Origin of the sequence: Streptomyces morookaense (assembly GCF_013030945.1) — a bacterium.
GTDB lineage: Bacteria > Actinomycetota > Actinomycetes > Streptomycetales > Streptomycetaceae > Streptomyces > Streptomyces morookaensis.
In genome coordinates this window covers 22409-36107 of sequence record NZ_JABBXF010000012.1, presented here as the reverse complement: position 1 = coordinate 36107, position 13699 = coordinate 22409, and the positions used below count along the sequence as shown (strand labels likewise).

The 13699-nt window shown below is 72.4% G+C and carries 12 protein-coding genes; 4 read left to right on the top strand and 8 right to left on the bottom strand.

Annotation, left to right across the window (positions count from 1 at the left end; translation table 11 throughout):
* Window positions 1-53: 53 nt before the first annotated feature.
* Entirely contained in the window at window positions 54-803 is a 750-nt protein-coding gene (locus HG542_RS06935; RefSeq protein WP_171079338.1) for a thioesterase II family protein, read from the top strand.
* 39 nt (window positions 804-842) lie between these two features.
* Here the strand turns inward: HG542_RS06935 and HG542_RS06930 are convergent, their stop codons facing one another.
* The 6 genes from HG542_RS06930 to HG542_RS06905 form a co-directional block, all read right to left on the bottom strand.
* Window positions 843-2984: a PIG-L family deacetylase gene (locus tag HG542_RS06930; protein ID WP_229922593.1), complete on the bottom strand. Its 2142-nt coding sequence runs from the start codon at window positions 2982-2984 to the stop codon at window positions 843-845.
* Between the two features lie 271 nt (window positions 2985-3255).
* On the bottom strand, window positions 3256-3834 hold the full coding sequence (locus HG542_RS06925; RefSeq protein WP_171079184.1) for a GNAT family N-acetyltransferase: 579 nt from the start codon (window positions 3832-3834) through the stop codon (window positions 3256-3258).
* Window positions 3835-3855: 21 nt separating this feature from the next.
* Complete coding sequence (locus HG542_RS06920; protein ID WP_171079183.1) at window positions 3856-6696, bottom strand: bifunctional YncE family protein/alkaline phosphatase family protein; 2841 nt, start codon at window positions 6694-6696, stop codon at window positions 3856-3858.
* 37 nt (window positions 6697-6733) lie between these two features.
* Entirely contained in the window at window positions 6734-7165 is a 432-nt protein-coding gene (locus tag HG542_RS06915; RefSeq protein WP_171079182.1) for a hypothetical protein, read from the bottom strand.
* A gap of 3 nt (window positions 7166-7168) precedes the next feature.
* Window positions 7169-7975 carry a DUF2705 family protein gene (locus HG542_RS06910; RefSeq protein WP_171079181.1) on the bottom strand — a complete coding sequence of 269 codons (807 nt, stop codon included), beginning with the start codon at window positions 7973-7975 and terminating at the stop codon, window positions 7169-7171.
* A complete protein-coding gene (locus HG542_RS06905; RefSeq protein WP_308438051.1) occupies window positions 7972-8871 on the bottom strand; it encodes an ABC transporter ATP-binding protein in 900 nt (299 codons plus the stop codon). The genes HG542_RS06910 and HG542_RS06905 overlap by 4 nt, the downstream gene beginning before the upstream one ends.
* A gap of 145 nt (window positions 8872-9016) precedes the next feature.
* On the opposite strand from HG542_RS06905, the gene HG542_RS06900 reads away from it, so the two are divergent.
* From HG542_RS06900 to HG542_RS34795, 3 genes are all read left to right on the top strand, one after another.
* Window positions 9017-9628, top strand: a complete 612-nt coding sequence (locus tag HG542_RS06900; protein WP_171079180.1) for a winged helix-turn-helix domain-containing protein — start codon at window positions 9017-9019, stop codon at window positions 9626-9628.
* Window positions 9625-10881, top strand: a complete 1257-nt coding sequence (locus HG542_RS06895) for an MFS transporter (protein ID WP_229922592.1) — start codon at window positions 9625-9627, stop codon at window positions 10879-10881. The genes HG542_RS06900 and HG542_RS06895 overlap by 4 nt, the downstream gene beginning before the upstream one ends.
* 96 nt (window positions 10882-10977) lie before the next feature.
* A complete protein-coding gene (locus HG542_RS34795; RefSeq protein WP_171079179.1) occupies window positions 10978-11547 on the top strand; it encodes an RDD family protein in 570 nt (189 codons plus the stop codon).
* Between the two features lie 16 nt (window positions 11548-11563).
* Here HG542_RS34795 and HG542_RS06885 read toward each other — a convergent pair whose 3' ends face one another.
* Together HG542_RS06885 and HG542_RS06880 are read right to left on the bottom strand one after the other, a co-directional pair.
* Entirely contained in the window at window positions 11564-12637 is a 1074-nt protein-coding gene (locus HG542_RS06885) for a polyprenyl synthetase family protein (protein ID WP_171079178.1), read from the bottom strand.
* Between the two features lies 1 nt (window position 12638).
* Window positions 12639-13685, bottom strand: coding sequence for a tetratricopeptide repeat protein (locus HG542_RS06880; protein WP_171079177.1), 1047 nt, complete (start codon window positions 13683-13685; stop codon window positions 12639-12641).
* Window positions 13686-13699 lie beyond the last annotated feature (14 nt).

The following is a 13699-nucleotide window of genomic DNA, read 5'->3' as shown; positions in this document are numbered from 1 at the left end:
GGCCGGCAGGGAAGAACGGCCCGGTCACCGCACCATCCCGGAAGGAACGCACCATTCCCGTGAACGCCGACGACAACAGCCTGTGGATCCGCCGGTACCACCCGCGCCCGGACGCCACCGTCCGGCTGGTCTGCCTGCCGCACGCGGGCGGTTCCGCCAGCTTCTACTTCCCCGTCTCGCGGTCGATGCCGGACTTCGCCGAGGTGCTGTGCGTGCAGTACCCCGGCCGCCAGGACCGCCGCACCGAGCCGCTGATCGACAACATCCCCGGCCTCGCCGACAAGGTCTACGCGGCCCTGCTGCCCTGGGCGGACCGGCCGCTGGCCCTGTTCGGCCACAGCATGGGCGCCTCGCTCGCCTTCGAGGTCGCCCGGCGCTTCGAGCAGGAGAAGGGCATCACCATGGCCGCCCTCTTCGCCTCCGGCCGCCGGGCCCCCTCCGCGCACCGCCACGAGACGGTGCACCTGCGCGACGACGACGGCCTCATCGCCGAGGTCAAGAGCCTCAGCGGCACCGACACCCAACTGCTGGGCGACGAGGAGGTGCTGCGCATGATCCTCCCGTCCATCCGCGCCGACTACCGCGCGGCCGAGACATACGCCTACGAGCCGGGGGAGCCGCTGCGGTGCCCCGTGCTCGGCCTGGTCGGCGACGACGACCCGAAGGTGACGGTGGACGAGGCCGCCGCCTGGGAACGCCACACCGAAGGCCCGTTCTCCCTGAGGGTCTTCCCGGGCGGCCACTTCTACCTGGCGCAGCACCAGGGGGAGGTCATCAAGGCGATGGCGGACGCGCTGCGTTGACGTGGTCCCCGCGCCCCTGAGGGGCGCGGGGCTGTCGGTTCACGACGTCTGAAGGTCCCCCAGCGTCTTCCCGTTGAAGTCCACCCAGTCCCCGAACGCCACCGCCCCGGGCGCGCGCCCGCGAACGCTGCTGAGCGAACCGTCCGGGCCAAGGGCAACGGCAACGGTGCGGCCCTTCGCATCCTGCGTGAACCCGACCGTCCCCAAGTGGGCGACCCCCGCGTCCTGCCAGGGGCCCGGCCGACCGGAGCCGGCCGACAACCGGACCAGCCCCTTGTCGTCGCGGGCGGCGAGCACGGTCGTGCGCCCCGCCTGCTCCAGCGCGACCCGCCCGTAGCCGCCGATCTCGCGGCACTGCGCGGTCACCCGCCAACTCCCGTTCTCCGGGCGGTCGGCGACGGTGACCCTGGCGGTGGCCGGCTCGCGCGAGACCATCCGCACACCCCCGCCCGGCAGCGCGGCCAGGGTCAGCGGACCCGTGGCGGCGGGCAGCCGGGTGGGCCCGGCGAGCCGCAGCGGCCCCCCGGACTCGTCGGACATCCAGTGCAGAACCGTCTTGATGTCGGCGGCGACGAGATGGACGCGGCCCTTCGCGTCGAGCACCGCGTCGAGACCGTCCTCGATCTTCACGGGGGTGTCGTCCGTCTCCTGGTCGACCTGCTCCCAGTCGGTCCAGTCGCGGCCGCCCGCGCCCCGGCGGGTGCTGATGCCGCCCGAGTAGTCCTTGACGAAGACGTGGACCGTGCCGTCCTTGGCCGCCACCGCGACGGGGTAGCCGACCTCCATCGACCGCTCGGGGTCGTCCTCGGGGGAACCGAGGGACTCCCACGCGCCGAACGCCGGGGTGCCGCCGCGGGGGACCGGGCGGGTCTGCCGGGCGGTGACGATCTCCCGGTGGTGCGGGGTGTCCTGCGCCGGCAGCACCGTGCGGACCGAGAACAGCTGCAGCGTGCCGTCGGAGTGGCGCAGCACCTGCACCTGGCCCTCCAGCATCGAGCCGTCGACCGGGACGGGCCGGGACCAGACGCCGCTGCCGGCCCGGGACTCCGTCCAGCACTGCGCCCGTCCGTCCAGCAGGGCGAAGGCGGCGAGCCGGCCGTCGGGGAGCGGCTGCACCCAGCGCTGGGTGCCGGTCGCCCGGTGGCGCAGGTTGTCCGACCAGCGGGTGTCCTTCGAGCGGTTGCCGACCTTGCGGTCGCCGCAGCCGGCCGGGTCGCCGCAGTCCTTGCCGTCCGCCCAGCCGTAGATGTCGAGGGCCTCGAGCTTGTGCCTGATCGTCGTCCGGTCGAGGTTGACGGGCAGCAGGGAGACCTCGTAGCCCACATACGTCTGCACGGCCGTGGGCCGGGAGTGCCGGCGTCCCCAGTACTGGGCCAGGGCGGCCTGGGCGAAATGGGCCGACGTCGTATGGTCCTGGTGGTCGTAGTGGGATATGCCCTGGAGGACCTGCGGGAGGCCGGGCGGCAGGCCGTGCGGCTGCTGCGCGCGGTGGGTGGGGTTGGGGTCCAGGGTGCGCACCACCGTGGGCTGGTAGCGCTCGAAGACGGCGGTGAGCGTGTCGACGACCTGCTGACGCGTGTAGAGGTAGGGGCGGGTGACCGGGCTCGCGGTCGGCACGAGCGTCGTCAGCTTCGGGGTGGCCCCCAGCCACAGTCCGCGCAGACTGTCCTTGCGCGGTGCCTTGATGAACCGCGCCTCGATCAGCTCCAGGAAGATCAGCTGGACTTGGGGTGCGGCCTTGAGGGTGTGCAGCTCAGCCTGGAAGCCCGGCAGCAGGGTGGTGGCCTCCACGGTCCACGGGCTGAGCCAGTCGCCGGTGGCCATGTGGGCGGTGGCCTCGCGCAGTCCGTTGATGCGGGCGCGGACGAACTCGGCGCGCTTCTCCGGGAGGCGGGCGTAACCGGGGCTGTGGGACAGGGCGTTGCGGCCGTCGGACTCGCCGCCCGTCATGCAGACGGTCACCGTCGGCGCCCCGCTGGTGACGGCCTGCTCCAGTTCGGGGTTCATGAAGTACAGGGAGTCGTCGGCGTGCGCGATGATGTGCACGAAGGACTCCGTCGTCGCGGCCTTGGCGACCTGTGCCGACACCCCGCCGGCGCGGCGCTTCCTGTCGTTCCCGGGCGCCAGCCACTGCCAGACGCCCACGCCGCCCGCCCCGAGGGCGAGTCCTCCGCCGGCCACCTGCAGAACGCGTCGGCGCGCTATTCCCCCCGGCACAGGTGTCTCTCCCATCTCCTGCGCCAACACAGCGCGGTAGTGCACAAAAATGGACAATTGGCGTCAATCAGGTACCAATTGCCCGACGGACAATGCAGTCGATCCTATGATCCGCACCCTCCGGTTTTCCGACTGTTGTGTAACAGCCATGCGTCGGCGAGACATAGATTCCGAGGCGATCGCGCGACGGGGCCCCGGACACCGCCGCGGTGTCCGGGGCCCCGTCGCACCTCGTTCAGGCCGTCGGCCGCCGGTCGTTGAGGATCCGCTGGAAGAGGACGTGGTCCCGCCACTCACCGTCGATGTGCAGGTACTTCCGTGCGGTGCCGATGAGTTCGAACCCGCACTTGGCCAGCACGCGCTGCGAGGCCGCATTGGCCGTCACCGTGCCCGCCTCGATCCGGTGCAGCCCCAGCCGCTCGTCCGCCGCCCGGCACACCGCCGTCACCGCCGCCGTCGCCAGCCCCCGGCCCGCGTGGCCGGCGGCGATCCAGTAGCCGAGATTGCAGCTGTGCCAGGCACCCTGGACGATGTTGTTGAGGTTCACCACGCCGACGATGCCGTCCTGTCGGTCGGTCACCACCCACGGCGAGACCCGGCCCGCATGGCGCATCGCCAGCAGGTCGCGCAGCCGTGCGGCCTGGCCCTCCTCGGTGAAGAACGCCTCGTCCCGGCGCGGTTCCCACGGCCACAGGTGGTCGCGATTGCGGACGTAGGCCAGGGCGAGGTCCCCGGCGTCCTCGGCCGCGAGCGGGCGCAACAGGACACCGGGGGCCAGCGGGTACGGCTCGATCGCGTATGCGTCAGTGATCATCCGCCTACGGTAGAGCGGCCGTCAGTCGAGCTCCTGCGGGGGCTTGTCCTTTCCCGGCACCTCATTGGGCCCGAGGACGCGCGCGTCCCCCGGGTAGGGGCGGCGCCAGCCGGTGGACTCGTACCAGTCGATCCGGTTCAGCTGCGCCGGGTTGACCTGGTCGAGCTGCGGCCGGTTGCCCCCGGTGGACTGCTGGGCGCTCCACAGCTCCCACTGCCGGGCGAGAGCCGCCATGCCGTGCGGCAGGCCGGACGGTTCCGCCGTCGGGGCCGCCTGCGCCTTCTTGAGCCCGTGGTCCAGCGGCACCTCGTTGGGCAGCGCGGTGAACGGGGCCGTGTCGGGACGACCGGTGAAGGCATCGGTCATCGGCTCGGCGGCCCGGTCCAGCTGGTTCATCGGCGGGACGCCCAGGATCTGTTCGATCGTCCGGACCACGTTGAGCTGCGAATAGTACGTGCTCACCACGGCCCCGCGCCGGGCATAGGGGCTGGCGATCCACACCGGCGCCCGGTGCCCGTCGACGTGGTCCACGCCGTCCTGCGAGTCGTCCTCGACGACGAACACCGCGGAGGACTTCCAGAACCGGCTGTGCGAGACCGCGTCCACGAGCCGCCCGACCGCGAGGTCGTTGTCGGCCACCATGGCGGTCGGGTACGGGTCCTTGCCGCTGCTGCCCGCGGTGTGGTCCTGCGGCAGCGTCATCAGCGTCAGGTTCGGCAGCGTCCCGCTTTTCTCGGCCCGGCGGAAGTGCTGCAGCCACACGTCGACGCGGTACTGGTCGGGAATGTCGGTGTCGAAGGTCGGGAAGTCCGGCCGGCTGACCGCCGTCAGCGAAGGGATGTCGGACGTGCTGGGGTACTTCCCGGTCGGCACCGGCAGTTGCCCGCCCTCCTTGCCCTCCAGGATGCGCGAGGCCTTGTACCAGTCGGACCACGACGGCACCGCACCGGTCGCCGGCAGCTGGAGGTTGACGTACTCGCCGTAGTTCTCCACCGAGCGCCCCGCCCGCCGCGCGGCGTCCCACAGGAAGCCGTTGCGCTGGTACGCGAGCGCATCCTCGCCCTGGGAGGGGTAACTCCGGTAGAAGGCGCCGAACTCCTTCTCCAGGTAGTCGTTGGCGTCGGCCTGCATCAGCCAGTTGTGTCCGTCGGCCGACAGCGTCCCCTCGTCGTAGAAGTTGTCGAAGAGCCCGAACCGCTCGGCCAGTGCATGGTGGTTGGGCGTGACGCGCCTGCCGAACTGGGCCAGCGAGGCGTCGCCGTCACCCTTGCCCATGTCGCCGAGCACCTGGTCGTAGGTGCGGTTCTCCTTGACGATCAGGAAGACGTGGTCGATCGTCGACCGCTCCCCGAGATGCGCCGGCACCGGGACGGGCGGGGCCTTGCGGTCGGGCCCGCTGCCGCGCGCCAGCAGCTTCTCCCAGTCGTTGTCGACGAACACCTGGTGCGTGAGCCTGCCGAGCTGCGCCCGGGTGGGCGGGGCGAAGGCGGTCAGCGAGCCGGTGTCGTCATAGGTGTTGTGCCCGGTCGCGGGCTTGGTGTCGGGGCCGTCGTGAACAGTGGAGGCGGGGCCGCGCGAGCCGATGCCCCGGGCGTTGGTGACGACGACCTTGCGCAGGGCCTCGTCGTACTGGACGGTGACCGGGTACCAGTCGGTGGGGATCAGCCCCTCGTAGTGGACGGGCGAGCGGGGCCCGTCCCAGCGGTACTGGGCCAGCGCGTTGTCCCGGCCGAGGGAGACCAGCACGTGGTGCGCATCCGGCATCGTCAGCCCGTTGGGGTGGCTGCCGACGGTGGAGCCGGGCAGCGGATTGGTGTTGAACGTCTGGGTGACGCGCTGCTTGACGGTGTCGACGACCGAGACGGAGTCGTCGTTGCTGTCGGCCACGAGCAGCGAACTGCCGTTCAGATACAGGGCAGTGGGCTGCAGACCCACCTTCACCGTCGCCGTCTCCTTCTCCGCGGCGAGGTCGACGACGGAGACGCTGCCGGTGCTCGCGGCGCCCGTCGTGCGGTCGGCGACGAGCGGGGTGCCGTCGGAGAGGTTGGTGAAGTCCCCCGGAGCGGCCGGGCGTCCGCCCTCGTTGGAGACGAAGGCCTTGCCGCCGGAGAGGACGACCTGCCGGGGCGCGTTGCCGACCTTGATCTCCTTCACCAGCCTGTTCGTCTTCGTGTCGACGACCCCCAGGGTGTTGCTCCCGTTGAGGGCGGCGTAGAGCCGGGAGCCGTCGGGGGAGAGGGCCATGCCGCCCGGCAGGGCGCTGCCGTGCGGGCCGGTGAGCTTGACGACCACCGGCTTCGAGACCTTGCCGTCGCGACCGACGGTGAACCGCACCACGTCACTGGCCTGCGGGAACCACAGGGTGCGGCCGTCGGGCGAGTAGAGGGGCGCGTCGGTGCCGGCGGACCCGTCGCCGATCCGCTGGTCCTTGCCCTGCCCGGTGCCCGTCCGCTGGACCACCTTGCCCGTGCGGGCGTCGAAGACGGTGAGGAAGCCGGTGAAGCTCTTCCAGGTGACGGCGGCGATACGGGAGCCGTCCGGGCTGACGGTGCTCGACAACAGCCGCCCGTCGTCGATGAGATGACGTGCGCCGAAGGGGGTGATGCGCTGGTTGGAGGGGAGCAGGATGCCCTTGGCGGTCTCGCTGCCGACTTTGTCCTTGCCGAAGCCGCCACCGATACCGACGGCGGTGGCGGCGGCGGTGGTGGCGAGGGCGGTGGCGACCGCCAGAGCGGCGACGGTGGTGCCTCTATGCCTGGTTCGGCTCGTTCTCGCGCCCCGCAAGGGGCGCGGGGAACTGCGCGACCAGCCACAAACGGCCCGCAGTCGAAGTGCTGCATCACGAGCGGTGCGCTCAGTCATGGCGAAAAAGGTAGGGCCGCAAGCAAGTTGACGGTAGTCAACGGAAGGTGTCGAAACAACCGTCGAACGCATACAGCGGATTCGTATGCCGTTCCCCGTCCGCACCGGCAACCCGCTGCTGCCCCACCACGCCCGCCGGCCCCTGGGCGGTGAAGCACCCGTTGGACCTCACCTCCACCTCATAGCTGATCGGCCGGATGATGCCGCCCCCGGAGGGCCACCGCACCACGCACGCCCAGTCGTTGACCGATCCGCTCTCCGTGCAGTGCGCCCATGCGTCGGGGGTGACCCCGTTGTGCTCGCCGTGCAGCACGATCTGCTGCCGCACGTACAGGTTGCGGAACTCCGGCCCGACGGCGGCCTCCAGCCGGGCCTCCGTGATGCCCCCGCCCCCGCAGCCCGCGGCCGTCAGGGCCAGGGCCGCCACGGCGGCCGCGGCCGCACCGGTCCGTGCACGTCTGCTGCCCACCGGTCACCCCTTGCCGAAGTCGCGCCGCCGGAACAGGACATACGCGGCCGCCAGGCACACCAGGACGTAACCGGCGCTCACCGCACACCCCTCCACCAGCGGCCCGTGGTACGGACGTGCCGTCGCCAGGCCGTGCCAGGCGTCGAACGGCGTGGTCAGCAGGGCGCGCCGGACGATGTCCACCCCGTTGACGTACGAGGACAGCTGCATCAGCAGCCCCACGACCACCGGCCCCAGGATGCCGGCGGCACTGTGCCGGGCTGCCACCGAGAACAGCACCCCCAGAGCCGTGAACCCCAGCACCGGGGGCAGCGCCGTCAGCCATGCCCACACCGCCAGTTCCGCCGCCCGGCCCGAGGCCAGTGAGGAGCCGTCCAGCACGACCAGGGGCTGGTGCCCGACGAGCAGCACCCCGGCCGCGAGCGCGGCCGCCCCCGCCAGCGCCACGGCGACGAGCGCGAAGATGCCCGACGCCAGCACCTTGCCGCCGAAGAGCACGGCACGCGACCGGGAGCGGGTCAGGATCGTCTGCCACGTGCCGTGATGGTCCTCGGAGGCGAAGATGTCGCCCGCCACCAGACAGGTCAGCAGCGGAAACGCCCACTGCCCGGCGAAGCCGAGCACCACCAGCGGTACCGCGTACCCCGAGTCGTGCACCCACCGCCCGAACAGCGTGTCCGAGGGAACCGCCGACTGCGACCGCAGGGCCAGCACGAAGGCGAACGGAGCGAGCAGGCACACCGCGAGCACCGCGCGCACCCGCCACTGGGCGACGAGCTTCTCCAGCTCCCACAGACACACGGTCCTCATGCGTCCTCCGCGGGCACGTCTTCGGTGGGCACGGCCTCGGTGAGCCGGAAGAACAGCGCCTCCAGCGGGGTGGCCTCCAGCCGCAGCGCGCGCACCGCGACCCCGGCCCGGCCCAGCGCCACCGCGAAGGCGTCCAGGGCCGGTTGCTCCGCGTGCACCGTCAGCCCGCCCTCGGGGTGCGGCCCGACCCGCACCCCGGGCAGCCCGCCGGCCAGGGTGAGCGCTTCGTCGTCGTCGCTCGTGCGCAGTCGGTGCGCGGGGTCGGGAGCCCGGCCGCGCAGCTCCTCGACGGTGCCCGAGTACACCACCCGGCCCGAGCGCATGACGGTCACGGTGTCGCACAACTCCTCGGCCTCGGCCATGTGATGGCTGCTGAGCAGCACCGTCCGCCCCTCGTCGGCCAGTTCGGCGACGAGCGCGCGCATGGCGCGGATGCCCGCGGGGTCGAGCCCGTCCGCCGGCTCGTCCAGCACCAGCAGCTGTGGCGCGCGCAGCAGCGCCGCGGCGATCCCCAGCCGCTGCCGCATGCCGTGCGAATAGCCCCCGGCCTTCTCCCCGCGGCGCTCGTCGAGTCCGACCCGCCGGAGGGCGCCGTCGATCCGGTCCGCCGCGTCGCCGCCGTCCAGGTCGGCCAGGAGCGCGAGGTTCCGTTCGCCGCTGAGATACGGGTAGAAGCGCGGACTCTCGACGAACCCGGCCACGCCCTCGCAGACCCGCAGCGTCCCGGCGTCCGGGCGGACCAGACCGAGGAGCATGCGCAGGAACGTGGTCTTTCCCGCACCGTTGGGCCCCAGCAGACCGTGCACCCCGCCCGCGGGTACGACGAGGTCGATCCCGTCGGCCGCCACGACGTCCCCGTACCGCTTGGTCAGACCCCGTGCCTCGACCGCCGTCACCTCGGGCACCCCCTTCGCGCAGGGAGCATCCTCCTGCGGCGCCACGGGCGCAACACCGCCTGATCGGCCGGACCGTGTTCAACTGCCGAGAGTCCTTCGCGAAAATCTCTTTGCGAAGACTTCTTCGCGATCTAGGCTCCCGGCCATGACCACCGAACACCCGCCGCACGACGCCTCCTTGCGCCCCGACCCCGCAACGGACGCCGTCCTCGACGCCAAGGGCCTGCGCGCCCTCGCCCACCCCCTGCGCGTCCAGCTCGTCAGCCTCCTCCGCACCCACGGCCCCTCCACCGCCACCCGCCTCGCGGAGCGGCTCGGCGTCGGATCCGGTGTCACCAGCTACCACCTCCGGCAGCTCGGCGCAGCCGGCTTCGTGGAGGAGGACCCGGAGCGCGGCAACGCCCGCGAGCGCTGGTGGAAGGCGGCCCACCGGGCCACCTGGTTCAGCGACAAGGAACTGATGGACCAGGAACCCGAGGCCACCGCCGCCTACCTCGGCTCCATCGCCACCCTCCACGCCCTGCGCACCCAACTCGCCCTGAGCAACATGCCGTTCATGCCGCGGCCTTGGCGCCACACCCTCGGCCTGAGCGACCACCGCCTCTTCCTCACCCCGGAGGAGACCGAACGCCTCAAGGCGGAACTGCGCGAGGTGATATCCCGCTACCGCACCGAGGCACCGGAGGACGCGGAACAGGTCCTGCTGGTCACGCACTTCCTCCCCGAACCCGAGACACTCGGCGAGGACCCGTCGTGACGGTCGCCGAACGACATGCCGCACCCGCGGCGCGGGGACGGCTCCGCAGACTCCGCCCGCCGGCCGGCGTCCTCGCCGCCATGACCGTGTCCCTCACCGGTACGCGCGTCTCGGCCATCGCCATCCCCTGGTTCGTCCTGGTCACCACCGGCAGCGCGACCCGGACGGGCCTGGTGGCCTGCTGCGAGCTGGTGCCGTACGTGGTGGTCAAGACACTCGTCGGCCCTCTGGTCGACCGTGCCGGACCGCGCCGGGTCTCCTGGGCCGCGGACTCGCTGAGCGCTGCCGCCGCCCTGCTCGTACCGCTCTGCCACGCCCTGGGCGTGCTCCATCTCTGGGTGCTGCTGGCCCTGGTGGCTCTCATCGGCTCGGTGCGCGGGCCCGGCGATCTGGCCAAGGACGTCATGGTCCCGGAGGCGGCCGAACGCGGCGGCATCCCGCTGGAGCGCGCCACCGGGTGCGCCGGGGTCATCGAGCAGCTCGCCGCCACCGTCGGCCCGGCCGTGGGCGGCGCCCTGGTCGCCCTGGCCGGCCCGCTCGGCGCGCTGTTCGTCAACGCGGCCTGCTTCGCGCTCGGTTCGCTGATCGTCGCCTGCACGCTGCCGCGCGGCATGGGCGGCAAGGTGACGGACGCGGACGAGCGCGACGGCTACGGGCAGCAGCTGCGCCAGGGTTACGCCTTCCTGCGGGGCGAGCCCCTGCTGCTGACCATCGCGGTGGTCGTCGGCTGCACCAATATGCTGAACGCCGCTTTCTCCCAAGTGCTCATGCCCGTCTGGGCGCGGGATTCCGGGCACGGCCCGGCCGCGATCGGGCTCAACAACAGCATGTTCGGGGCCGCGGCGGTCTGCGGAAGCCTGATCGCGGCCGCGGTGGCCCACCGGCTGCGGCGTCGCCCGGTGTTCTTCGCCGGATATGTGCTCTCGGGACCGACGATGTTCCTCATCCTCTTCTCCGGAATGCCGTTGTGGGCGACGGCGGCGCTCCTGGCGGTGGCGGGGTTCGGTGCGGGGTTCCTCAATCCGATTCTGGGGGCGATCTCCTACGAGCGGGTGCCGCGGCCGATGCTGGGGCGCGTGAGGGCGCTGATCGGCGGACTGGCCTGGGCCGGCATTCCGTTCGGGGGGCTGCTCGCCGGTGCGGCGGTCGCGGCCGCCGGGCTCGGGCCGGCCCTGCTCGCGGGCGGTGGTCTCTATTTGCTTACGATCCTCGTCGGCGGACTCCGCCCCGAATGGCGGGAGATGGACGAATAAGAAGGGCGCGGAGCCGGTCTTCCGGTCGTTGTTGATCAAGATTGACGGGTAGAACCGATTTGTAGGATCGATACGATCTCCTATTGGATCTGTCACGTGAGCAATTACCAGCAGCCTCCGCAGAACCCCTACGGTTACGGCCCCCCGCAGCCGCCTCAGTACCCCCAGGCCCCGCCGCCCGGCATGCCGCCGATGGGCGGCGGCTACCCGATGGGCTACCCCCAGCAGGGCCCGCCCGAGCAGGCCCTCGCCAACCAGGGGGCCCGGCTGGGGGCGCGTCTGCTCGACGGGCTCTTCATCATGGTGCCCCTGATCGTCCTCGGGGTGATCAACGCGGCCATGGCGTCGTCGAACCGCTCCGTGGGCGTCGTCACGGCGATCATCTTCTTCGTCGGCCTGCTCGCCGCGCTCCTGTTCTACGAGCCCTACATGAACTCCAAGTACGGGGCCACCTTCGGCAAGCGCATCTGCGGCGTGCGCGTCGCCCGCCTTTCCGACGGCCAGAACCTGTCCTTCGGTGCTGCCCTCGGGCGTGTGCTCATCACCTATGTGCTGGGCTTCCTGCCCTTCGGCGGTCTGCTCAACGTCCTGTGGTGCACCTGGGACAAGCCCTACCGCCAGTGCCTGCACGACAAGGTCGTCAGCAGCGTCGTGGTGAAGGCCTGACCCAGGCCCCGACCCTTCAGAGGCGCCGCTCCACCAGGAACGCGGAGAGCTCCCCGAGTTCGGTGACCGCACCCGGTGCGAGCGGCGCACTCTCCAGGCACCGGCGTGCCGCCGCGACCGCGCGGTGCGCCTCGGCCAGTACCGCCTCCCGGCCCCCGGCCTCCTCCACCAGCCGTGCCGCGCCCGCCGCTTCGGCGGCCCGGAGCGGGCCCCCGCCGAGTAGCCCGGCGAGCCGGTGACCCGCCTCCGTCCCGGAGGCCAGTGCCGTGAGCACCGGGAGCGTCTTCTTCCCCCGCAGCAGGTCGCTGTGCACCGGCTTCCCGGTGATCCCCGGATCGCCCCAGATGCCCAGCAGGTCGTCCACGGCCTGGAACGCGGTCCCCAACTGCCGCCCCGCCTCCGCCAGCGCCTCCGTCCGGCCCGGCGCGGCCCCCGCCAGCACGGGGCCGAGGGACAGGGCGCAGCTCAGCAGCGACCCGGTCTTCCGCACCGCCATGTCCCGGTACTCGGCGGTCCGCACCGCCTCCGGGCCCGTCCACGGGCGGGTCTCGAAGAGCAGGTCGTCGGCCTGGCCGTGCACCAACTCGCCCAGCGCCCCGGACAGTTCGCGCACCGCAGCGGCGCCGTGCGTGCTCCCGGCCCCGGCCAGCGTCCCGACGGCGAGGGCGTACAGCGCGTCCCCGGCCAGCACCGCGGGCCCCGTGCCGAACGCCTTCCATACGCTCTCGCGGTGCCGGCGCCGCTCGTCGCCGTCCATGATGTCGTCGTGCACCAGCGAGAACGCATGCACCAACTCGACCGCGACCGCCGCCGTGATGCCGTCGGACGCGGGCGCGCCCACCGCCTCGGCGCCCAGCATCGCGAGAGCCTGCCGGACGCCCTTGCCGCCGCTGCCGCCGGCGGACGGGGTGCCGTCCGCCTCGCACCAGCCGAACGCGTAGGCGGCCATCTGCTGCGGCCAGGGGTGCAGCCGTGCCACGGCCGCGCGCAGGGCGGGGCCGACCGCGTCCGTGCTGCGGAGCAGGGCCGGGGGAGGGGCGTGCGGGAGGGTGGGCACGGATATGGGGACGGAGGTGGAGACGGAGGTCATCTCAGGCCGCCGTCCCCGCACCGGCGGTCACGAGTCCCAGCTCGGCGCGCGCCTTGTCGACCATCTCGCGTGCGTGCTGCAGCCCGAACCCGCCGAGCGTGTGCGAGAGTTCGTCGAGCTCGGCCGCGGTCTCCGCACCGTCCCGGCCCAGCCGCGCGAGGGACTTGACCAGGCCGAGCCGGGCGAGCGCCTCGCCCCGGGGCTCGCCCATGGCCCGGAACTCCTCCAGCGCGCCGCTGTAGCAGTCGCGCGCCTCCTCGTGGCGGCCGGCCCGGAAGAGCACGTTGCCGCGCATCTTGTGGTTGTAGGCCAGTGCACTGACCAGCCGCATCTCCCGGCAGGTGCGCTCGGCGCGGGAGAGCAGCTCCAGGGCACGCTCCGTCTCGCCGCGCAGGGACACCACGTCGGCTATGCCCCGCAGCGCCCAGGCGTGTCCGCGGGCGTCGTCGGACTGCTCCGCTATCGCGGCCGCCTCCTCGAACATGGCCAGGGCGGTGTCGTACGAGCCGGTGTTGCGGTGCATCTGCGCGATGCCCTCCAGCGCCCACACGGTGTGCCGGGCCTCGCCGCGCCGCCGGGCCTCGGCGAGCAGCTTCTCGTGCAGTTCGCCGACGGCCCGGTAGTCGCCCTGGATGCGGCCGGTCTCGGCGAGCCCGGCGAGCGAGTAGCCGCGGGCCACGATGTCCCCGCCGCGCTCGGCCAGTTCGGCGGCCAGGGCCAGCAGGCGCCGGGCGAGGGCGAGCGCGCCCCGCTGCCGGGCCAGTGTGCCGCCGCTCCACACCGCCCACGCCATGGCGCCCTCGTCCCCGGCCCGGCGCGCCGCCCGGTAGCTCTTCCGCCAGGCGTCCTCGGCCTCGGCCACCCGGCCGAGCCGCCGGCTCGCCTCGGCCACGGCGAGCCCGGCGTGCGCCGACTCCAGGGCGCTGCCGTCCTGTTCGGCCCGGGCGCGTTGCTCCAGTGCCTTCTCCAGCACCTCCTCCAGCGAGGAGTTGACCGAGAGCTCCCCCAGAGCGCCGCGGTATTCGGGAGCGAATGCCTTGCCGTACATGCAGTGCCTCTCTT

Coding starts and splice junctions, on each gene's coding strand:
- HG542_RS06880 (WP_171079177.1), bottom strand. CDS start 13,685: ATGTACGGCAAGGCATTCGCTCCCGAATACCGCGGCGCTCTGGGGGAG.
- HG542_RS06920 (WP_171079183.1), bottom strand. CDS start 6,696: ATGACTGAGCGCACCGCTCGTGATGCAGCACTTCGACTGCGGGCCGTT.
- HG542_RS06925 (WP_171079184.1), bottom strand. CDS start 3,834: ATGATCACTGACGCATACGCGATCGAGCCGTACCCGCTGGCCCCCGGT.
- HG542_RS06885 (WP_171079178.1), bottom strand. CDS start 12,637: ATGACCTCCGTCTCCACCTCCGTCCCCATATCCGTGCCCACCCTCCCG.
- HG542_RS06900 (WP_171079180.1), top strand. CDS start 9,017: ATGACCACCGAACACCCGCCGCACGACGCCTCCTTGCGCCCCGACCCC.
- HG542_RS06910 (WP_171079181.1), bottom strand. CDS start 7,975: ATGAGGACCGTGTGTCTGTGGGAGCTGGAGAAGCTCGTCGCCCAGTGG.